The sequence below is a fragment of the Ralstonia chuxiongensis genome (genome assembly GCF_024158925.1).
Lineage (GTDB): Bacteria > Pseudomonadota > Gammaproteobacteria > Burkholderiales > Burkholderiaceae > Ralstonia > Ralstonia chuxiongensis.
Genome location: NZ_JAMYWC010000002.1, coordinates 416,271 through 437,928, shown reverse-complemented (window position 1 = coordinate 437,928; position 21,658 = coordinate 416,271). Strand labels below are relative to the sequence as shown.

Sequence of the window (21,658 nt, the reverse complement as noted above, 5' to 3'; positions counted from 1 at the left end):
CATCACGAAACGCGAGATGTATTGCTCCACTACTGAAGGGAGCGCACGTGCCACATAACATTCTCGCGAGCGGAGGAAAAACCAGGGTGCTAAGCGGGGGTAAAAAGCACCGCGCCAAGCTGGCGCGCCCGCAAACATTACGTAGTGCTTAAAGCCTTGCAGTACAGCGGTTTCTGGAGGGGCTCGCCCCCCAGAATCCAAACTTTTCAGCGAGTTTGAAACGCTTTCATTTCCTCGCCACATTCTATTTCTGCGCCTGCCGAAACTTATTCGACAGTCACCGATTTCGCCAGGTTGCGCGGCTTGTCGACGTCCGTACCGCGCGCCAGTGCGGTGTGATACGCCAGCAATTGCAGCGGCACCACGTGCAGGATCGGCGAGAGCTGACCGTAGTGCTCAGGCATACGGATCACCTGGATGCCGTCGCTCGACTGGATCTGCGTATCTGCGTCGGCAAACACGTACAGCTTGCCGCCGCGCGCACGCACTTCCTGGATGTTCGACTTGAGCTTTTCGAGCAGCGCGTCGTTCGGGGCGACGGTCACGACCGGCATCTGCTCGGTCACCAGCGCCAGCGGGCCATGCTTGAGTTCACCGGCGGGGTAGGCCTCGGCGTGGATGTACGAGATTTCCTTGAGCTTGAGCGCGCCTTCCAGGGCGATCGGGTAATGCAGACCGCGACCGAGGAACAGCGCGTTCTCACGGCGGGCAAACTCTTCTGACCACGCGATGATCTGCGGCTCCAGCGCCAGCACGGCGTTCAGCGCCGACGGCAGGTGGCGCAGATGGCGCAGCGCATCTTCTTCCTGCTCCGCATTCAGATGGCCGCGCAGCTTGGCAAACGTCAGTGCCAGCATGTACAGCGCTGCCAGCTGCGTGGTGAACGCCTTGGTGGACGCCACGCCAATCTCGGTGCCCGCGCGCGTGAGGAACTTGAGCTGCGTCTCGCGCACCATGGCGCTGGTCGCCACGTTGCAGATCGCCAGCGTGTGCGTGTGGCCCAGTTCGCGTGCGTGGCGCAGCGCGGCCAACGTGTCGGCGGTTTCGCCCGATTGCGAAATCACGACGACAAGCGCGTTCGGATTGGGCACCGTCTCGCGGTAGCGGTATTCGCTGGCGACTTCCACCTGCGTCGGGATCTTGGCGATCGATTCGAGCCAGTACTTGGCCGTGCAGCCCGAGTAGTAGCTCGTGCCGCAGGCCAGGATCAGCACGCTGTCGACCTTGGGCAGCACCTGGGCCGCCTCGGGGCCAAACAGGTCGGGGCCAAACCCTTGCACGCCTTCCAGCGTGTCGCCCAGGGCGCGCGGCTGCTCGAAGATTTCCTTCTGCATGAAGTGGCGGAAGGGGCCGAGTTCCACGGCGGCGGCATAGGTGCCGACTTCCTTCACTTCCCGCTCGACGATCTTGTCGTGGGCATCGGCCACGGTGAAGCCGTCGCGGGTGATTTCCACCACGTCGCCTTCTTCCAGGTAGGCCATGCGGCTGGCGGTGCCGGCCACGGCCAGCGCGTCCGACGCCAGGAACGATTCGTTCTCGCCAATCGCCACCACGAGCGGCGAGCCGGCGCGCGCGCCCACCACCACGTCGGGGTTGTCACGGGCAAACACGGCAATCGCATAGGCACCGTGCAAGCGCTTGACCGACGCACGCACCGAGGCGAACAGGTCGCCGCGCGTGGCGCTGCTCGGGTACGTGTAGGCCTGGTGGATCAGGTGCGCCACGACTTCGGTATCCGTCTGCGATTCAAAGCCGTAGCCGACGGCCTTGAGTTCTTCGCGCAGCGCTTCGTAGTTTTCGATGATGCCGTTGTGCACCAGGGCGATGGTGTCGCCCGAGAAGTGCGGGTGGGCGTTGACGGTATCCGGCCGGCCGTGCGTGGCCCAGCGCGTGTGGGCGATGCCGATGGCGCCGTCCAGGTGGCTCGTCTGTGCCTGGGCATCCAGATCGGCCACGCGCGAGACGGTGCGCGCGCGCTGTAGCTGGCCATCACGCTGAACGGCAACGCCGCAGGAGTCGTAGCCGCGATATTCCAGGCGGCGCAGGCCTTCGATCAGGACGGGAACGATATTGCGCGTGGAAACCGCGCCAACGATACCGCACATGTTGATTTCTCCAGTTGGGGTGCGGCAGCACGTTGAATGTGCGCCGCACTCGGTAATTCAGTATCGATGCTCGTGCGCCGAAGCGGCATCCGCTGTTCGGCGCAGGAGAAACCCTGTCAGCCTTCCTTCTTCTGCTTGACCGGGCGCTGCCAGCTGTCGATGGTGACCTGGCGCGCCCGCGAGACCGTCAGCTTGCCCTCGGGCGCGTCCTTGGTCAGCGTGGTGCCGGCACCCAGCGTCGCGCCCTTGCCCACGCGCACCGGCGCCACGAGCTGCGTATCGGAACCGATGAAGGCGTCGTCTTCGATGATGGTGCGGAATTTGTTCGCGCCATCGTAATTGCACGTGATGGTGCCCGCGCCGATGTTGACGCGCGAGCCCACCGTCGCATCGCCCACGTAGGCAAGGTGGTTGGCCTTGCTGTGCGCCGCGATCTGGCTGTTCTTCACTTCGACAAAGTTGCCGATGTGCACGTCTTCGGCCAGCTCGGTGCCCGGGCGCAGGCGCGCGTACGGGCCGATGCGCGAGTCGGCGCCAACCTTGGCACTCTCGATGTGGCAGAACGGCAGGATCTCGGCGCCGGCCTCGATGGTCGCATCGCGGATCACCGCATTGGCGCCGATGCGCACGCCATCAGCCAGCGTGACGTTGCCCTCGAAGATGCAGTTGACGTCGATCACCACGTCGCGGCCGCACGTAAGCTTGCCGCGCACGTCGATGCGCGCCGGGTCAATCAGCGTCACGCCGTCTTCCAGCAATTGCTGCGCGAGGTTGCTCTGGTGAATGCGCTCAAGCTCCGCCAGCTGCACCTTGCTGTTCACGCCCAGCGTTTCCCACTCGGCCAGCGGATGCGCGGAGGTGATGGGCACGCCTTCGCTGGCGGCGCGCTCGATCACATCGGTCAGGTAATACTCGCCTTGCGCGTTGTCATTCGACAGCGTAGCCAGCCAGTTCTTGAGCTTGGCCGTCGGGCACACCAAGATCCCGGTGTTCACCTCATGGATGGCGAGCTGCGTTTCGTTGGCGTCTTTCTGCTCGACGATGCGCGTGATGCGGCCGGCGGCGTCACGCACGATGCGGCCGTAGCCGGTCGGGTCGCCCAGGTGCACGGTCAGCACGCCCAGGTGGTCATTGCCGGCGGCGCCCACCAGGGCGCTCAGTGTTTCGGCGCGGGTGAGCGGCACATCACCGTAGAGCACCAGGGTGGGCACGCTCTCGTCGAGCTGGTCCACGGCCTGCATGACGGCGTGGCCCGTGCCAAGCTGCTTGTCTTGCGTGGCGAAGGCGATGTCGGACGCGCCGACCATCTCGCGCACCCGATCCCCGCCGTGGCCCACCACCACCACCAGCCGCGTCGGCGACATGGTGCGGGCGGTTTCAATGACGTGCGCCAGCAACGGTTTGCCGGCCAGGGGGTGCAGCACTTTCGGCAGGGCGGAGCGCATGCGTTTGCCCATGCCTGCAGCCAGGATGACGATATTCACAAGGAGGTTCCTAGAGTGACTCGAAGCGATAGCCTGCGACGGGTTGCCGGCGCCGGAAACGGCTGCCTGAAACCCACCGCCCGCCACCTCCCCTCAGGATGGCCGGACCGCCTGCAAACCCTTCTGCGGGGCGCTTTTGCGGCGTATAAGACACAGATGCAAAAATTCTAGCATGGGGCCCACCCTCCCCCTGAACCGGTCAAACGGTGGAATTGTTGCAACCGCGCCATTACCGAGACGGTTAGCCCGCCCGCCGGTCAGGCGGATGGCGGACACCCGGCGTGGCGCGCCGGAGCGAATTTGGGCAGCGTACGCCGCCCATGTGACGGGGGACGCGCTCAGCCTGCGGCCACCTCGCCGGGCAGGGCTTGGTCGGCGGCCTTGTCGCCCGGCTTGCGCTCAAACCGCACGAACTCGATGCGATCGTCATGCGAGCCGGCAAACACCAGCGGGGCCTGGTCGTAGGCGGTCTGGCCAAACAGCGCGTCTTCACCGATCTTCGCCAAGCCCGTGGTCAGGCCGTTGAAGTCGAACAGATCGGTATCAGCCAGGTGCGACGGCACCACGTTTTGCAGTGAAGCGAAGATGTTGTCGATGCGGCCCGGCGTCTGGCGCTCCCACTCCAGCAGCATCTCCTTGACCTTCTTGCGTTGCAGGTTTTCCTGCGAGCCGCAGAGGTTGCACGGGATGATCGGGAATTCCATTGCGCGGGCGTAGGAGGCGATCTCCTTCTCTGCGCAGTAGGCCAGCGGGCGGATGACGATGTGCTCGCCGTTGTCCGTGGCCAGCTTGGGCGGCATCGCCTTCATCTTGCCGCCGAAGAACATGTTCAGGAAGAACGTGTTGACGATGTCGTCGCGGTGGTGGCCCAACGCGATCTTGTTGGCACCCAGTTCCTTGGCCGTGCGGTAAATCACACCGCGGCGCAGGCGCGAGCACAGTGAGCACGTGGTCTTGCCCTCGGGCACCTTCTCCTTGACGATCGAATACGTGTCCGCCTCGACGATCACATACTCCACGCCCACCTTCTTCAAGTAGTTGGGCAGCACCTCTTCCGGAAAGCCCGGCTGCTTCTGATCAAGGTTCATCGCAATCAGCTTGAAGTCGACCGGCGCACGCTTCTGCAGCGCCATCAGGACCGACAGCATCGTGTATGAATCCTTGCCGCCAGACAGGCACACGAGGATGGTGTCGCCGTCTTCGATCATCTTGAAGTCGCCGATGGCGCGGCCGACCTGCGACTGCAGACGGGTTTCGAGGCGGTGGAAATTATTGGAAAACGTCATGGCATCTCGACCCCGCCAGCGCTGAATAATGGCCGGGCGGGCGTCAAATCGTGAGGAAAATCAGCATTTTAGCGCGCGCGGAGCGCCGTCTGCAGGGTCGGGCGAACAGGCCTAGAATCGTTTGCCTATCTTCTGCTCGATGGAAACGAACCCAATGACGACAGCAATGCGGATTCTGGTGCTTGGCGCCGGCGGCACCGGCGGCTATTTCGGCGGCCGGCTCGCCCAGGCGGGCGCAGACGTGACCTTCCTGGTGCGGCCGGCACGCGCGGCGCGGTTGCGCGAACATGGTCTCGTGATTCGCAGCCCGCACGGCGATGCGCAATTGCCCGTGCGGACCATCACCGCAGACCAAACTGCGGCTTGGGGCCGTGCCGATCTGGTGCTGCTGAGCTGCAAGGCCTATGACCTGGAAGACGCCATCACGGCAATCCGCCCCGTGGTGGGCGAGCGCACGGTGGTGCTGCCGGTGCTGAACGGGCTGGCGCATCTGGAACGCCTAGATGCCGCGTTTGGTGAATCGCGCGTGCTTGGTGGGCTGTGCCACATCAGTGCGACGAGCGCGCCGGACGGGGCGGTGCTGCACCTGAGCAATGGCCAGGGCCCTGCCGTGCACTCCATCACCTTTGGCGAGCGCACGCCGCATGCGCCGCGCGAGCGCACCGAGGCAATCCGCGACGTGTTTGCCACGGCCAATTTTGATTCCGTGCTGGCCGAAAACGTCATGCAAGACATGTGGGAGAAATTCACCTTCCTCACTTCGCTGGCGGCGATGACTTGCCTGATGCGGGCGACGGTGGGCGAGATTGTCGCCACGGATGAGGGCGCTGCGTTGAACGAGGCGATGTTCATGGCGTGCGAGCGCGTGGCTGCGGCCTCGGGGTATCCGAATCGGCAGGCTGCGCGCGAACGCGGGCTCAATGTGCTGACGCAGGCTGGGTCGCCGCTGACGGCATCGATGCTGCGGGACCTGGAGAGTGGTGCGCGGGTTGAAGCGGATCACATCGTGGGGGACATGCTGCGCCGCGGGCGGGCGTTGGGGACGGATGTTTCGTTGCTGCGGGTGGCGTTTGCGCATTTGCAGGCTTATCAGCAGCGATTGTTGCGGGCGGCTGTTTGATTGTTTTGCGTTTGTGGTTCATTCCCGGTTTCATCCCCTGCAGGGGCTGACTCACTTTCTTTGTCTTGCCAAAGAAAGTAAGCAAAGAAAGGCGCGCCCGAGATGGCGAAAGACTCCTTGAATTTGTGTGACCGTGCGGGGAAGGAGGCAAACTCGCTGCGCTCAAACAGGCCTCCTTCCTTTATCCGCCCGCTCACACAAATTCAAGGCGCCATCTAGGGCAGGGAACAGCCAAACCGGTTGAATGCTTGCGTGGCCGATTTGGTTTGCTTTGTGGTTTGCCTATTGCCAGCCGCCGCCCAATGCCTGCATGAGCGCGGCGGAGTCGAGCAGCCTGTCAGCTTGGCTCTGCACCTGCTGAAGCGTGGCCTGATCGACCTGGCGTTGGGCGTCCAGCAACGTCAGGGTGCTGATGCCGCCTGCGGCGTGGCGGGCTTCGGCGGCGCGCAGGGTCTGCTGCGCCTGGTCGGTTGCCAGCGCTCTGGCCTGCAGCGTTTGGGCGTCGTTGTGCACGGCGTGCAGGGCGTCGGCCACTTCCTGCAAGCCTTGCAATACGGCTTGCTTGTAGGCGGCGCCGGCTGCATCGTAGGCGGCTTCGGCTTCGCGCTTTTTGGCGCGCAGGGTGCCGCCGTGGAAGATCGGTTGCGTGAGCCCGGCGCCAAGGTTCCAGATGCTTGATCCGGCGCCAAGGAGGTTTCGGAAGCTGGTGGTTTCCGATCCCAGCCCTGCGGACAGGGTGATGCGCGGGAACAGGTTGGCCGTGGCCACGCCCACGTTGGCGCTGGCTTCGTGCCACATCGCTTCGGCGGCGCGGATGTCGGGGCGCCGTTGCGCGAGCGTGGATGGCAGCGACACCGGCAGTGGGTCGGGCAGATGCAGCGCATCGAGCGACGGCAGGTCCGGCAACCCCGCACCGGGTTCGCGGCCCAGCAATACCGATAGACGATGCCGCTGCTGCGCAGCCTGCTGCATGAGCGGCGGCAGCGTGGCATCGGTCTGCGCGACGAGCGTGCGCTGCGAGAACGCATCGACCTGCGCGACGCCCCCAAGGTTGAGGCGGCGCTCGGTGATCTCCAACTGCCTGCGCTGCTCGGCCGCCAATCGCTGCGTGGCCGCAATCTGCGCATCCAGTGCGGCAATCCGCACCGTGGCCGTCACCACATTGCCGGCCAGCGACAGGCGCGCCGCCTCCATTTCATAACGCTGCGTATCGAGCTGCGCGCGCGATGCCTCAAGCGCACGTCGCACGCCGCCAAAAATATCCAGCGCATACGACACCGACAGCGACGCCGAATACAGCGTGAACGGCCCCGGCTTGGGCGTATTGAACCCAAACGCCTCCGGGTTAATCTGCTGACGCACCGCTGACACGGTGCCATCCACCGACGGCAATGCGTAGCCGAACTGCGCTTCGGCTTCAGCCTGCGCCTGACGCAAGCGCGCCTCCGCCTGCGCGACGGACGGGCTCGCGCGCAACGCCTCGTCCACCAGCGCATCCAGCGCGGGCGATCGAAACAGGTGCCACCAATCGGCCGGCACGTTGGCATCGACAAGATGCTGCGCCTCGCCGCCAACAGCGGGCGCTGATGCGGTTTCCCGCGACAAGGGCTGTGCGGAATAGCCGGCGGCCGCAGGCCCGCCTGGCGTCTTGAAGTCGGGACCGACAGCACAGCCGCTCACGGTCAGCGCGGCGATCAACACTGCCCCAGCCGCCCCCTCACCACCCACCAACGCACGCCCCAACGCCAGCAAACGCCGCCAGACGGTTTGGCCGTACCTTGCCCTAGATGGCGCCTTGAATTTTTGTAAGCGGGCGGAAAAAAGAACGGGAACTGTCTGAGCGAAGCGAGTTTTCCCGTTCTCCGCCCGGTTATGAAAATTCAAGGGGAAGTCGCCATCTCGGGCGCGCCTTTCTTTGCTTACCTTTCTTTGGCAAGACAAAGAAAGTAAGTCGGCCCCGGCAGGGGACGAAACAAGGGGTGCACCACCAACATCACTGCCCTCGTCCCACAGAATCCGCAGCATCCACATAGCCACCTCAATCCAACGTCTTGCGATAAAACCGCAACGCCACCCCCAGCACCACCACCGTAAACACCATCAGCGGCCAAATGCTGGGCCACAGCTCAAACCAGCCATTGCCTTTGAGCAGGATGCCGCGCGTGAGCCGGTTGAAGTACGTCATCGGCAGCAGGTTGCCGATCGCCTGCGCCCACTTGGGCATGCCCACGAACGGAAACATGAAACCCGAGAGCAGGATGTTCGGCAGGAAGTAAAAGAAGGTCAGCTGCGTCGCCTGCAGTTGGTTCTGCGCGAGCGACGAGAGCGTGATCCCCACCGTCAGGCTCGCCACGATAAACAGCAGCGCCGACACGTAGACCATCCACACGCTGCCGACAAACGGCACGTGGAAAACGAAGACCGCCATCAGCAGGATGATGGTCACCTGCACCAGCCCGATGAAGATGTACGGAACGATCTTGCCCGTCATCACCTCCAGCGGGTGCACCGGCGTGGCGAGCAGGTTTTCCATCGTGCCGCGCTCACGCTCCCGCGTCATGGCCAGGCCCGTCATCATCACCATGGTCATCGTCAGGATGGTGCCCATCAGGCCGGGGATGATGTTGTACTGCGTGATGCCCTCCGGGTTGTAGAGCTTGTGGATGCGCACATCGAATGGCGATGCTGCACCTGCGGAGCCGCCCGCGCCACCTGCCAGCGGTGACAGCGCGCCCTTCATATCCTTGCTGACGACACCCTGCACCAGTTGCGAGAGTGAGGCGACGGCCAGGCCGGTCGCGGCGGGGTCCGTGGCATCCGCCTCCACGAGCAGCGAGGGCTTCTCGCCGCGCACGAGCTTGCGCGTGAAGTCCGGCGGGATCGATACGACAAACTGAAGTTGGCCCTTGGCCAAGGCCTCGCGCCCGGCGGTTTCGTCTGTCAGCGTGGTCGCCAAATCGAAGTAGTCGGAGTTGCGCATGCTGGCCAGGAAGCTGCGCGTGAACTCGCTCTGGTCTGTGGCAATCACGCCAGTCAGCAGATGCTTCGGGTCAGCGTTGATGGCAAAGCCGAAGAGGAACAGTTGCATGATCGGAATGCCGATCATCATGGCGAACGTCACGCGGTCGCGGCGCAGCTGCAGAAACTCCTTGAGCACCACGCTCCACCAGCGCACCAGCGAAAATTGATTGCCGTCTGGCTTCATGGCTGCGCCCCGTAATTGTCGGAGGAGCGCTTCATCATGTGGATGAACACGTCTTCGAGGCCGGTGTCGATCGGCTCGGCGCGCATGCCGGATTCCCCCGCGAGCTTGCGCAACGTGCCCTCCAGTGCGTGCGCATCCGCGCCGGTCACGTGCAGCACCGAGCCAAACGCGACGGTCTGATCCACGCCGGGCTGCCCTTCCAGCTTGCGGCCCAGCTCCACCAGATTGCCGCCTGAGATCGACCACGTCGACAGGTGCTGCCCGGCGATCACCTCATCGGCAGTGCCTTGCGCGAGCAGCTCGCCATACGCGATGTAAGCGAGCTTGTGGCAGCGCTCGGCCTCATCCATGTAGTGCGTGCTGACGAGCACCGAGATGCCCTCCGCCGCCAGACGGTGCAACTCTTCCCAGAAATCGCGGCGGGCTTTCGGGTCGACGCCGGCGGTGGGTTCATCGAGCAGCAGCAGTTCGGGCTTGTGGAGCATGCACGCGGCCAACGCCAAACGTTGCTTCCAGCCGCCCGACAGCGAGCCCGCCAGTTGCTTGGCGCGCGATGCCAGCCCGAGGTTCTCGAGCGCGTGGTCAACCGCCTCGCGTCGATTGGGCATCTCGTACAGGCGTGCGACGAAGTCCAGGTTCTCGCGAATGGAAAGATCATCCCAGTACGAAAACCGCTGCGTCATGTAGCCAACGCGCCGCTTGATCTGCGCCGACTGCTTGAGGATGTCGTAACCCAGGCACGAGCCACTGCCGCTGTCGGGCGTCAGCAGCCCGCACATCATGCGGATCGACGTGGTCTTGCCGCTGCCGTTGGGGCCCAGGAAGCCGAAGATCTCGCCACGCGCAACCTGCATGGAGAGATCTTTCACAACGTGCTTGTCGCCGAAGTGCTTGTTCAGGCCATGCACGTCGATGGCGTAGTCGCCGTTGTGTGTGTGCGGCTGGCTGTCGTGGCTGGCATCGCTCATGGCAGCATCACCTCCACGGGCTGGCCTGGGCGCAGCTTCGGGCCATCGGCCGCGGCAGGCCGGGCTTCTACCATGAAGACCAACTTGTCGCGCGTCGTGTTGCTGTAGATGACGGGCGGCGTGTATTCGGCTTCGGTTGCGATGTACGTGACCGTGGCGTTGATGTCGGCCGCGCAGCCATCGCAGTGCAGGCGCGCAGTTTGCCCGGGCTTGAGTGCGCCCACCACGCCTTGCGGCACGAAGAAGCGCACCTTCACATTGCCCGGCGGCAGCATGCGCACCACGGGGCTACCGGCGCCAACCCACTCGCCTTCGCGATACAGCGTGTCGAACACGAGGCCGCCCTGCGTAGCCTTCTGCGCTTTCTGATCGAGCCGCCATTGCGCTTGCGCCACTGCGGCGCGCGCCGCTTCCACCTGCGCGGATTGCGCGCGAATCTGGTCATTGCGCGCCGGCAACTGGGCAATGCGCAGCTGGTTGGTCAATTCACGCACGCGCTGCGCGTTCGACTGCGCGGTCGAGCGGCTTGCATCGAGCTGCGATTGCGCAATGCCACCAGCGCGGAACTGCGCCTCGTCTCGCACCAGCTGCGTCGACGAGAGCTTGTCCGCCGCCACGGCTTGCGCCAGTTGCGCGCGCACCGCATCCACCTCCGGTACACGTTTGCCGACATTCAGATCGGCGAGTTGGGCTTCGGCGCCTTGCAGTTGCGCGGCTGCCTGCTGGCGGACCGCCGTCTCATCCACCGATTCCAGCGCGAAGAGTGACGCACCCGCGTTGACGGTCTGCCCACGCTGCACGCCAAGATGTTCGAGCCGCCCACCCACAGGCGATGCCACGTAGACGAACTCGCCCTCCACATAGCCCTGGTAGGTGTGGTTGTCTTGTTTGGCGCAACCCGCCAGGGCCATCGCTGCGGCCGATGCCACCGCAAACCACCCTGCCCTGCCGATGCACAACGCTTTCCGCATACCGCCCTCCGCGGGATTCGATTGATGCGATTGATTCGATTGCCTGCCGTGTTCGCCTACTTGCTCCCCTTGCTCTTTGGCTTGGGCTTCGGCTTCGCTTTCTTGCCTGCGCCGTCTTCAGGCGCCGCGACGGGGCCGATGCCGTGCAGCAGCAGCGCGGCAACGTGCCGGCCGATGTCCTCGTCGCTCACCCGATCCGCCAGGGGCAGGCGGCCCCAAAGCGCGCGCGTCGCCAGCGGCAGCATCGCCAGGCCGATCACCGACACCATCACCAGCGGCGGCTGCAGTGCTGCGTTCACCGCGCCCGCCGCTTGTGCGCGGGCAATGCGATCAACCAGCAACGTGGCGCGCTCCAGCGCGATGCGCGCGAACACGCGCTCGCGCAACTGGCCACCCTCGCTCGCGATCTCGCGAATCCACAGCGTTGGAAACCACGGCGTGGCCGTCGCCACCGCCACCATGCGCTGCGCCACGCCGGCCACGGTTTGCGCAAGGTCCGGCAAATGCGCGTCGTCGGCGATGATCGCCAGCGCCGGGCCCGTCACCTGGTCGATCAGCGGGCGGATGCGCCCCTCGACCACGGCATCGAGCAATTGATCGCGCGTCTTGAAGTGGTAATGCACCATCGGCGCCGTCACCCCGGCTTCGCGTGCGATGGCGGCAAGCGTGGTCGGGCCAACGCCGTCTCGCGCAAACAACGTGACGGCAATGTCGAGCAGGCGGTCACGAAGGTCGTCCTGCGTTGCGCCATCCGGGCGACGGGGGCGACCTGGGCCGCGAGAGGAAGGTTTACCGGTTGCCATGCCGCAAATATTAATTGTCGAATTAATTAATTTCAAGGCAGCAGTTTGGGCTTTGCAGATCGCCCCCCCCCAAGATTGCAACCGCGCGGCTAAGCGCGCGCTGCCGCTTCAAGCTGCGCCAGCCGCACAAGCAAGCGGTCTTGCGCTTCGCTCGGAAAGCTCGATGTGCGGCGCACGGCGAACACGGTATTCAGGCAGCGCCGCGCCACGATCGGGCGCACGACCTGCAGGCGCCCTCGCTCCACGGCATCCTGAATGGCATGCAGCGGCAGCACCGACCAGCCCATGCCGGCCTCCACCAACGTGCTGACCTCTTCCAGGTCGGACACGTGATGTGCGCTGACGGTCGTCTCCGGCATGCGCCGGAACAGCGCCTTGAACCACAGCCCGTAGACCGCATCGGATTCGTCATAGGTGACGAAGGGCAGCGCCGCGCAATCGGCCAGCGTGCGCGGCGCACTCTGCTCACGCAAAGCGCGGGCGCTGCACGCGAGCACGAATTCTTCGGTGTAGACAGCGTGGTGTTCAAACAGGCGTGACGTGCGCGGCGTGTAGACAAAGCCGAGATCGGCGCGGCCCGACTCGACATGGCTGAAGACTTCTTCGTCGCTGCCGAAGGCGAGTTCGAGGCGCACGTCGTCGAGAAGCGGCGCATCGGATTCGGGCGATGGCTTCAGCAATGCCGGCATCAGCACATAGCGCCCGAAGCTGGAGCCGCTCGCCAGCTTGAGCGACACGCGCTCTATCTCGCCGCTGTGCAATGCGGCGCGCAGTTCATCCAAGCCGGCAAACGCATCGCGGCACCACGCCCGCACCGACGTGCCGGCACGCGTGAGCACGAGCTTGCGCCCCGAGCGCTCGAACAAAGGCACGCCGAGCCACTGCTCCAACTGCCGCATCTGGTACGACAGGGCCGGCTGCGACACAGCCAGGCGGTCTGCCGCGCGCACGAAGCTGCCTTCGTTGGCGACGGTCAGGAAGCTATGCAGATAGCGCAACGGCGAGTGCGACATGGCAGAACGAAGTTGCCTTTATCTATCAAATTTTTGGATCGAAAAACGAAAAACATTCGATTTGATTTCAAGTCTGTCAGATCGCACAATCCGCCGCAAGTGAACGACCGATCCAGGCAGGAGGCCATCATGACGACCGCAATGCAACATCCGAGCTATGCATTGGAAGACCGTTACGGCGCACGCAACTACGCGCCCTTGCCGGTCATGCTGGAACGCGGCGAAGGCGTGTGGCTGTTCGATACCGACGGCCGACGCTACCTCGACATGATGTCGGCGTATTCGGCCGTCAGCTTCGGGCATTCGCATCCGAAACTCGTTGCCGCGCTGACGGAGCAGGCCGGCCGGCTGACGCTCACGTCGCGCGCATTCCACAATACGGAGCTCGGCCCCTTCCTGGCCGACGTCTGCCGCATCACGCGCATGGACCGCGCGCTGCCGATGAACACTGGCGCCGAAGCCGTCGAAACCGCCATCAAGGCTGCGCGCAAGTGGGCGCGCGACGTGAAGGGCCTGGCGCCCGAGGCGGCCGAAATCATCGTCTTCGAAAACAACTTCCACGGCCGCACGACGACCATCGTCGGGTTTTCCTCGCACGATCAATATCGCTACGGATTCGGCCCGTTCGCGGCCGGCTTCCGGCGCATTCCGTTTGGTGACGCCGATGCGCTGCGTGCGGCCATCGGCCCCAACACGGGCGCCATCCTGATGGAGCCGGTGCAAGGCGAAGGCGGCATCGTCGAGCCTCCTGCCGGCTACCTCAAACTCGCGCGCGAACTCGCCACCCAGCACAACGTGTTGCTCGTCTGCGACGAGGTTCAAACAGGCCTGGGCAGAACCGGCGATGTGCTGGCGAGCTGGCATGAAGGCGTTGACGCCGATCTGGTGGTGCTGGGCAAGGCGCTCGGGGGCGGCATGATGCCGGTGTCGGCCATCGCGGGGCGCGAGGCGGTCATGGGCGTGTTTCAGCCGGGCGACCACGGCTCCACGTTTGGCGGCAACCCGCTCGCAGCGCACATCGGACGCGCGGCACTCGCCTTGCTGATCGAAGAACAACTGCCACAGCGTGCCGCCCGCGTGGGCGCGGCGTTCATCAACGAACTGAAGGCGCTCGTCGGCCACGGCGTGCGGCAGGTGCGCGGGCGCGGCTTGATGATCGGCCTGCAACTCGATGCCGACATCGATGCGCACGACTTCGCGTTCGCGGTGGCCGAGCGCGGCGTGCTGACCAAGGACACCTACGGCAACGTGGTCCGTCTCACACCGCCGCTGGTGATTGGCGAGGCCGAGCTGGCGCTGGCGTTGGAAGCCATCCGCCAGACGCTGGCTGGCTGGCCGCGCCGCAAGGCGGCTTGAGGAAGAACTCGCAAGGGGAGTGACATGACCATCATTGATCTGATCGGCGCGGCCATCGGCTGCGGCGCGCAAGACGACGGCTGCAAGGACGGCCCGCGAGCGCTGCTGGAAGCCGGCGCGCTGGCGCGATTGCAGACGCCGGACACGCAAGCCGCGCTCGTGCACGACATCGAATTGGCGATGTCGGCGGGGCACAGCCGTTCAGCACGCTTGGCGGCGCTGCCGGGCGTGGCCGGTTTCTCGCGCGCGCTCGCCGATGCGACAGCGCACAGCGTCCACCAGGGGCATGTGCCGGTCGTCATCGGCGGAGATCATTCCTGCGCGATCGGCACGTGGTCGGGTGTAGCAAACGCCTTGCGGCAGAAGGGCCCACTTGGCCTGATCTGGATCGACGCCCACCTCGACAGCCACACGCCGCAGACGAGCGATTCCGGCGCCATCCACGGGATGCCGCTGGCGGCGCTGCTCGGCCACGGCGCCGCGACCCTCACGCAAGTTCGCGATGCCGCGCCGAAGGTATCGCCAGAACACGTCGTGGTGATCGGCGCGCGCAGTTATGAGCCCGCCGAGCGCGCGTTGCTCGACTTGCTGGGGGTGCGCGTGATCGACGCAGCCGAAGTGGCGCGCAACGGCCTGCGCGCCGTCATGGCCGACGCCATCCGCCAGGTCAAATCGGACACGGCGGCCTTTGGCGTAACGCTGGATCTGGATGCCTTCGACCCCGCAGTCGCGCCCGGCGTCGGCACGCCCGAAACAGACGGGCTCACCGCGCAAGGCATGGCACAGGCACTCGCCGCTTGCGCCCGCGATGCACGTTTCGCCGCATTCGAACTGGTGGAATACAACCCGCGCCACGACAAGGGCGGGATCACAGCACATCTGGCCCTGGACCTGCTGGCCAGCGTCGCGGGCGCGTTGCACGCCCAACGCCGCGAATACGCGACGGCGGCATAAGCCGCAATCAAAAAATCGAACCGCCAACCCCTGCGCACAGACGGTGTGGCTTTACCCTGCCCTAGATGGCGCCTTGAACTTCTGTTGCAGGGAGGAAAAAGAAGGGAGGCCTGTCTGAGCGAAGCGAGTTTGCCTCCCTTCCCTCCCTGCGACATAAATTCAAGGAATAGGTCGCCATCTCGGGCGCGCCTTTCTTGGCCTACTTTCTTTGGCAAGACAAAGAAAGTAGGTCAGCCCCGGCAGGGGATGAAACAGGGGATGCACGAACAACAAAGAACAAGCGCTTACGCCTGATCCTTAATCCGAAACACCTCCACCCCCACCGACTCACAATCCGGATACACATCCGGCTTCTCCGTCGACACCCGCGCAGCCAGCACATGCGGGTGCTTGAGCATCGCCGTCAGCACGTCATCGCACAGCGTCTCCTGCAAGTGAATATGGCCTTGCGCCATGCGGCGCGCCACGGTCTCACGCATGAAGTCGTAATCCACCACTTCGTGCAGCTTGTCTTCCGTGGGCGACGAATGCTCCAGTGGCACGTACAGCTCGATGTTGATCAGGACGCGCTGCTCGCCCTTCTTCTCGAATTCGTGCACGCCGATGTTGATCTGCACTTCGTAGTTGCGCAGGAACATGCGGCGGCAGTGCGACAGGCGCGGGTGGGATAGCAGGGAAAGCATGGGAGCGTCCGGGGGAAGAATTATTCAGTGAGGAACATCACATCGCGGGCCAGCGGCATCAGGTGCTGGCCTCCGTCGACGAACAGCGTGGTGCCGGTGACGGCGCGTGCGGTGGCCAGGTAGCACACCGCTTCGGCGATGTCTTCCGGTGTGGACGACTGGCCCAGCGGCGTCATCTGGTGCGCGCGTGCAAACCCGCCTTGCGACTGGTCGCCCGACACCATCGTGATGCCCGGCGCCACCCCCACCACGCGCAGCGCGGGCGCCAGGGCCTGCGCAAGCTGCATCGTGGCGGTCGACAGCGCCGCCTTCGACAACGTGTAAGAGAGGAAGTCCGGGTTCAGGTTATCGAGCTTCTGGTCGAGCAGATTGATGACAACGCCGCGGCCCTCAGCGCCATCGGCTGTCAGCGCACGGTGCAGCTCGCGCGAGAGCAGCAGCGGCGCCGCCACGTTGGTGCGCATGTGCGTATCGAGCGATGCGTAGCTGAAGCTGGTCGCCACGTCGTACTGGAACAGCGACGCGTTGTTGACCAGGCAGGTGGGCGTACCCAGTGCAGCGATGCAGTCGGCGATCAGGCGGCCGGCGGCGGCTTCGTCCGAGAGGTCGGCCTGCAGCACGGCGGCGCGGCGCCCCATGGCGGTGATCTCGGCGGCCACGGCATCGGCCTCGGTGCGCGAGCGGTGGCAATGCACCGCCACATCCCAGCCGTGGCGGGCCAGGGCCAGGGCAATGACGCGGCCCACGCGGCGGCCTGCGCCTGTGACGAGGGCAATGCGCCGCTGTGTAGCGGATTCTGCGGTCGATTCCGCAGTTGACTGGATGGGCGTCTGCGCCATTGTTTACAATTCGCCGATGAGCAAAACCGTGAGTTTACCGCTTCCCAACGAGGCGGCGCAGGCGCAGTCCGCGCAACTGTTCGCCGTGATCGCCGACGCCATTGCGGCCGCCGGCGGCTGGCTCCCGTTCGACCGCTACATGGAACTGGCGCTCTACGCGCCCGGCCTGGGCTATTACAGCGGCGGCGCGGCCAAGTTCGGCCGCCGCGTGGAAGACGGCGGCGATTTCATCACCGCCCCCGAACTGACGCCGTTCTTCGGCCGCACCGTGGCGCACCAGATCGCGCAGGTGCTGCACGCATTACCCGAAGGCCAGCGCCACGTGCTGGAGTTTGGCGCCGGCACCGGCAAGCTGGCTGCCGACATCCTCACCGAACTCGATGCGGTGGGCGTGCGCCCCGACAGCTACGGCATCGTCGAACTCTCCGGCGAGCTGCGCCAGCGCCAGCAGGAACGCCTGACCGCGCTCGGCCCCGAGCTGGGCGCCCTCGCGCAGTGGCACGACACGTTGCCCGCGCCGTTCACCGGCGTGATGATCGGCAACGAAGTGCTCGATGCGATGCCCGTGTCGCTTTGGGCGCGGCGAAGCGGCGTGTGGCACCAGCGCGGCGTGACGCTCGACGCCGAAAACGGCTTGCAATGGGAAGACCGGCTCGTTGATCCGTCGGAGGTGCCTGCCAAGCTGGCTGCCCTGCCGGGCGCCGATGATCTCGTCACCGAATCACACGAAGCCGCCGAGGGCTTCATCCGCAGCGTTGCCACAGCGCTGGAGCGCGGCCTGCTGCTGCTGATCGACTACGGTTTCCCGGCTGCCGAGTACTACCACGCGCACCGCGCCAACGGCACGCTCATGTGCCACTACCGCCAGCACGCGCATGACGATCCGTTCTGGCTGCCGGGCCTGCAGGACATCACCGCACACGTCGATTTTTCGGGGATTGCCCAGGCGGGCCAAGAGGCCGGACTGGACCTGCTCGGCTATACGAGCCAGGCGCGCTTTCTGTTGAGCGCCGGGGTGGGCGAGCTGCTGATGACGCTAGATCCGTCCGACCCGATGCAGTTTCTGCCGGCGGCCAACGCCGTGCAGAAGCTGCTGTCGGAAGCCGAGATGGGCGAGTTGTTCAAGGCCATTGCGCTGGGCAAAGACATCGATGCGGCGCTGCCACTGGCCGGCTTTGCCGATGCCGACCGCTCGAACCGCTTGGGTTAGTCAATCAGGCTGACGCGGCTTTGGCCGCCAAGGCGCGTTCGTTCTGCTCGGCCTCATAGCGGCCGATCGTGCCGCGCATCCACCACAGCAGCACCAGGCCCGGGAAGGCAAACGCCACGGTCATCAAATAGAAGGCCGGCCAGCCATAGGCTTCCACGAGGTAGCCCGAGGTTGGCCCAACGTACACGCGGCCGATGGATGCCAGCGCTGACAGCAACGCATACTGCGTCGCCGAGAACGACCGGTTGCACAGCGCCATCAGCAACGCCACAAAGGCCGCCGTGCCCATGCCGCCGCAGATGTTTTCGATGCCGATAGCCACCGCCATCGTCCACAAATGCTGCGGCGTGACGGCCAGCACCCAGTAGCCCAGGTTGGACACCGCCTGCAGCACGCCAAAGAGCAGCAGCGCGCGCACCAGCCCCAGCCGCACCATTAGCGTGCCGCCATACAGCGCGCCGACGATCGTGGCGGCCAAGCCGAGCGTCTTGTTGACGATGCCAACCTCGCCAGCGGAAAACCCGACGCCGCGGATCAGGAACGTGGTCGACAGGCTGCCTGCAAACGCGTCGCCCAGCTTGTAGAGCACGATCAGCGCCAGCAGCGCCCAGGCGCCCCGGCGTGAGAAAAAGTCCCGCAGTGGGCCGACCACGGCTTCCTGCAGACTGCGCGGCGGGCGTGCCGACACCTCCGGCTCCGGCGACCACAGCGTCGCGATGATGCCCAGCGCCATCAGCCCGGCCATCAGCAGGTACATGTTGCTCCAGCCCATCACGCGATCGGCCAGATACAACGCCAGGCCGCCCGACACCAGCATCGCCAGCCGGTAGCCGAGCACCTTCACGGCCGCACCGACACCCCGCTCGCTCGTATGCAGCACATCGGTGCTGTAGGCATCGAAAACGATGTCCTGCGACGCTGATAAAAACGCCACCAACACTGCCAGCCCAGCCAGCGCCCAGAGCGCGGCATGCGGCGGCGTGAAGGCCATGGCGGCAATCGACGCCACCAGCCCGGCCTGCGTCAGCACCAGCCAGCCGCGCCGCCGGCCCATCAGTGGCGGCGTAAACCGGTCCATCAACGGCGCCCACAGGAACTTGAAGATGTACGCCTGCCCCACCAGCGAGAACAACCCGATGGTGCGGATGTCGAGTCCTTCCACCGTCATCCACGCCTGCAGCGTGCCCGAGGTGAGCGCCAGCGGCAGGCCGGAGGCAAAGCCCAGCAACAGCATCGCGCCGATGCGGCGGTTGCGGAAAATATCGAGGTAATCGTGGAAGGTCATGCGGCGGGCCGGAGGGGAAGGCGAATGCGGGTTGCCACGTAGCGTGGCGCGGTGCGTTGGCCGATATTATGTCGCACGGATTCGGCCCCTCACCCATATGCCCCGCGTAACACGCTCCCTGCTGACCGCTATCGGCCTCGCGCTATCTGCGTGGGCAACCGCCATGGACGGCCCGCTGCCGGTGCCCGCCGACGGCGTGAAGCTGGAAGCGGCGACCACCACGTCGCCCAACATCCGGCTCGTCATTCCGGCTGAGGAAATCGACAAGCGCGCGCTGGCCGAATACCAGGGCATCATCGACAACGCGGCCCACGAGGGCGCGCTTGCGCCCGCCAACGTGCCGGATCTGATCCGCATTCGCAGCATCGTCAGGCGCCTCACACCGCAAGCGCCGCGCTGGAACCCCGACGCCGCGCACTGGCAGTGGGAGGTCAACCTGATCGGCTCGTCGCAGGTGAATGCGTTCTGCATGCCCGGCGGCAAGATCGCCGTGTTCTCGGGGCTGCTCGAACAGTTCAAGCTGACGGACGACGAACTCGCCATGGCACTCGGCCACGAGATCGCCCACGCCCTGCGCGAACACGCCCGCGCCCGCGCCGGCCAGCGCGAGATCACCAACCTGGGCGCCAACGTCATCTCGCAATTGTTTGGCTTCGGCAACCGGGGCGACACAGACCTGGGCGAAGGCGCCAAGATGCACCTGCTGGCGTTCTCGCGTGCGGAGGAAACCGAGGCTGACCTGGTCGGCATGGACATCGCCTCACGCGCCGGCTACGACCCGCGCGCCGCGCTCACGCTGTGGCAAAAGATGGGGTCGATCGGCGGGACGGAGCAAAAGCAGTTTCTGTCGACACACCCGTCGGGGCGCACGCGTATGGCCGTGCTGTCGCGCCATTTGCCTGAAACGCTCACGCTGTTTGCCGATGCCCGCCATATGACAATGGCGAAACTGCCGGAATATCGGTCGAACATGCAATATCTGGGCGCCGCGCCTATTGATAATGGCGATGAGGCGCCCATGCGGCCGATGGTGCGGCGGCAATAATCAGCAGTGGATTACCGCGACCCAGCCCAGATAAGCCATCCGATTGCATCGCGATGCGCTCGAAACTCACATTGGTAGCCGTTCTTGCGCGTAGCAAGCTCTGCTCATGCGCAAATCCCACCGATTTGCGGCGAGTTTTGCTTTCGCGATCGCCTTAATCGCCAGCACGCCCACCATTTAGTGGGGAGTCACCCCACCTTAAGCAAATCCTAAGAAAACAAATTTGCCCGGCTTGTACGCTGCGCCCCGCGGCATTTCTGCGCACAGATTTTCACAAAAATCACAGATACAGGGATACGTACAAAAATGAAGGCATGGGGCAAGGGATTTACGGGAATTGCATTGGCTTGCGCATTGAGCGCCTGCGGTGGCGGTGGCGATAGCAGCAGCGGTAGCTTTGCGGATCCGAACAGCTTTTCGGTCAGCGCAACCGTTGGCGGTACCAAGGTGCAATCGTTTAGCGCGGTCAGCGGTCAAAATGCCACGCTGACGGTCAAGTCGGGGCAAGACCTACGTCTGGACAGCAGCAGCGACGTCAACTGGAAGTCTGGCGATGCGACCAGCAATACTGTGGTCTCCGTCAAAGGCGCGAGCACGCAGAGCTGGACGGCTGGCCTGAAGAGCCCGCCGGGCGGCACGTTCACGGTTACCGTGACGTCTGCCAAGGACGCGAGCAAGTCGGCGAAGGTGACGGTGACGGTGACGCCGCATGAGTACACGGCTGGCACGCCAAAAGTCGGTCGTGTCATCACCCAGACGGAGACAAACTCGCGCCTGAACGGCACGACGGATGTGCATGAGCGTGTCAGCACCACCGTCAACGTCGATACCACCGCAGGCGTGACCTCAACCACTTCGACCCTGGATGGTGCGGCCGATGAGAGCTATACGTCCGACCTTGATGCCAACCGCCTGTCGCGCACCTACCAAAACGGCAACGTCTGCCGCTACACCCCGAAGCGCTCCCTGGTGAACTTCCCGCTGTTCGTGGGCAAGACATGGTCCGCCTCATGGCAATACGGGTGTGTGGCCGGCTACCAGGAACAATCCAGCATCACCTCGACCGTAGAAGCCTATGAACCGTTGGTCACACCAATGGGCACGCTCAATACATTGCGCATCCACCACGTAATTGCGACCACCAACTCCAACGACAACCAATTGCAAGGCGGCTCGACCGGAACGGCGGCCTATGACTTAGACGAACGTTGCTGGTGGGATGTAGATGGTCAACGTACGGTCAAGTGCGAAATCAACTACGCGTACAAAGGCACGGCGCCGACCACGTACCTGAAGAGCTTCTCGTACATCACGAAGTCGGTCCAGTAAGC

General features: G+C 64.7%; 18 protein-coding genes. 6 read left to right on the top strand and 12 right to left on the bottom strand.

What is annotated here, in order from left to right:
* Positions 1 to 266: 266 nt before the first annotated feature.
* The 3 genes from glmS to ttcA form a co-directional block, all read right to left on the bottom strand.
* Complete coding sequence (gene glmS / locus NKG59_RS06640) at positions 267 to 2,105, bottom strand: glutamine--fructose-6-phosphate transaminase (isomerizing) (RefSeq protein ID WP_045205019.1); 1,839 nt, start codon at positions 2,103 to 2,105, stop codon at positions 267 to 269.
* 116 nt (positions 2,106 to 2,221) lie between these two features.
* Positions 2,222 to 3,589, bottom strand: a complete 1,368-nt coding sequence (glmU, locus tag NKG59_RS06635) for a bifunctional UDP-N-acetylglucosamine diphosphorylase/glucosamine-1-phosphate N-acetyltransferase GlmU (protein WP_253535976.1) — start codon at positions 3,587 to 3,589, stop codon at positions 2,222 to 2,224.
* A 338-nt stretch (positions 3,590 to 3,927) separates the two neighbouring features.
* Entirely contained in the window at positions 3,928 to 4,875 is a 948-nt protein-coding gene (gene ttcA / locus NKG59_RS06630; RefSeq protein ID WP_253535975.1) for a tRNA 2-thiocytidine(32) synthetase TtcA, read from the bottom strand.
* Between the two features lie 166 nt (positions 4,876 to 5,041).
* Here ttcA and panE point away from each other — a divergent pair, with 166 nt between their 5' ends.
* Complete coding sequence (gene panE, locus NKG59_RS06625) at positions 5,042 to 5,995, top strand: 2-dehydropantoate 2-reductase (RefSeq protein WP_253536470.1); 954 nt, start codon at positions 5,042 to 5,044, stop codon at positions 5,993 to 5,995.
* Between the two features lie 282 nt (positions 5,996 to 6,277).
* Here panE and NKG59_RS06620 read toward each other — a convergent pair whose 3' ends face one another.
* From NKG59_RS06620 to NKG59_RS06595, 6 genes are all read right to left on the bottom strand, one after another.
* On the bottom strand, positions 6,278 to 8,020 hold the full coding sequence (locus tag NKG59_RS06620) for an efflux transporter outer membrane subunit (RefSeq protein WP_253535974.1): 1,743 nt from the start codon (positions 8,018 to 8,020) through the stop codon (positions 6,278 to 6,280).
* Between the two features lie 13 nt (positions 8,021 to 8,033).
* The gene (locus NKG59_RS06615; RefSeq protein WP_253535973.1) at positions 8,034 to 9,200 is read right to left on the bottom strand and encodes an ABC transporter permease; all 1,167 of its coding nucleotides are present in this window, start codon (positions 9,198 to 9,200) and stop codon (positions 8,034 to 8,036) included.
* Positions 9,197 to 10,168, bottom strand: coding sequence for an ABC transporter ATP-binding protein (locus NKG59_RS06610; RefSeq protein ID WP_253535971.1), 972 nt, complete (start codon positions 10,166 to 10,168; stop codon positions 9,197 to 9,199). Before NKG59_RS06610 ends, NKG59_RS06615 begins: the two co-directional genes overlap by 4 nt.
* Positions 10,165 to 11,139 carry an HlyD family secretion protein gene (locus NKG59_RS06605; protein ID WP_253535969.1) on the bottom strand — a complete coding sequence of 325 codons (975 nt, stop codon included), beginning with the start codon at positions 11,137 to 11,139 and terminating at the stop codon, positions 10,165 to 10,167. Before NKG59_RS06605 ends, NKG59_RS06610 begins: the two co-directional genes overlap by 4 nt.
* 56 nt (positions 11,140 to 11,195) lie before the next feature.
* On the bottom strand, positions 11,196 to 11,942 hold the full coding sequence (locus tag NKG59_RS06600; RefSeq protein ID WP_253535968.1) for a TetR/AcrR family transcriptional regulator: 747 nt from the start codon (positions 11,940 to 11,942) through the stop codon (positions 11,196 to 11,198).
* A gap of 89 nt (positions 11,943 to 12,031) precedes the next feature.
* A complete protein-coding gene (locus NKG59_RS06595) occupies positions 12,032 to 12,955 on the bottom strand; it encodes a LysR family transcriptional regulator (protein WP_253535967.1) in 924 nt (307 codons plus the stop codon).
* A gap of 129 nt (positions 12,956 to 13,084) precedes the next feature.
* Between NKG59_RS06595 and rocD the strand changes: the two genes are divergently transcribed.
* The gene (gene rocD / locus NKG59_RS06590) at positions 13,085 to 14,311 is read left to right on the top strand and encodes an ornithine--oxo-acid transaminase (protein ID WP_253535966.1); all 1,227 of its coding nucleotides are present in this window, start codon (positions 13,085 to 13,087) and stop codon (positions 14,309 to 14,311) included.
* Between the two features lie 24 nt (positions 14,312 to 14,335).
* Entirely contained in the window at positions 14,336 to 15,265 is a 930-nt protein-coding gene (locus NKG59_RS06585) for an arginase (protein WP_253535965.1), read from the top strand.
* 284 nt (positions 15,266 to 15,549) lie between these two features.
* Here NKG59_RS06585 and NKG59_RS06580 read toward each other — a convergent pair whose 3' ends face one another.
* Together NKG59_RS06580 and NKG59_RS06575 are read right to left on the bottom strand one after the other, a co-directional pair.
* Positions 15,550 to 15,948 (bottom strand): dihydroneopterin aldolase, encoded by a 399-nt coding sequence (locus NKG59_RS06580; RefSeq protein ID WP_045205029.1) that lies wholly within the window; start codon positions 15,946 to 15,948, stop codon positions 15,550 to 15,552.
* A gap of 20 nt (positions 15,949 to 15,968) precedes the next feature.
* Positions 15,969 to 16,787, bottom strand: coding sequence for an SDR family oxidoreductase (locus NKG59_RS06575; protein ID WP_045205030.1), 819 nt, complete (start codon positions 16,785 to 16,787; stop codon positions 15,969 to 15,971).
* A gap of 16 nt (positions 16,788 to 16,803) precedes the next feature.
* On the opposite strand from NKG59_RS06575, the gene NKG59_RS06570 reads away from it, so the two are divergent.
* The gene (locus tag NKG59_RS06570) at positions 16,804 to 17,997 is read left to right on the top strand and encodes a class I SAM-dependent methyltransferase (RefSeq protein WP_253535964.1); all 1,194 of its coding nucleotides are present in this window, start codon (positions 16,804 to 16,806) and stop codon (positions 17,995 to 17,997) included.
* Between the two features lie 4 nt (positions 17,998 to 18,001).
* Here the strand turns inward: NKG59_RS06570 and NKG59_RS06565 are convergent, their stop codons facing one another.
* The gene (locus NKG59_RS06565; protein ID WP_024976944.1) at positions 18,002 to 19,282 is read right to left on the bottom strand and encodes a muropeptide transporter; all 1,281 of its coding nucleotides are present in this window, start codon (positions 19,280 to 19,282) and stop codon (positions 18,002 to 18,004) included.
* 97 nt (positions 19,283 to 19,379) lie between these two features.
* Between NKG59_RS06565 and NKG59_RS06560 the strand changes: the two genes are divergently transcribed.
* A complete protein-coding gene (locus NKG59_RS06560) occupies positions 19,380 to 20,327 on the top strand; it encodes a M48 family metallopeptidase (RefSeq protein WP_253535963.1) in 948 nt (315 codons plus the stop codon).
* A 354-nt stretch (positions 20,328 to 20,681) separates the two neighbouring features.
* Positions 20,682 to 21,656 (top strand): hypothetical protein, encoded by a 975-nt coding sequence (locus NKG59_RS06555; RefSeq protein WP_253535962.1) that lies wholly within the window; start codon positions 20,682 to 20,684, stop codon positions 21,654 to 21,656.
* Positions 21,657 to 21,658 lie beyond the last annotated feature (2 nt).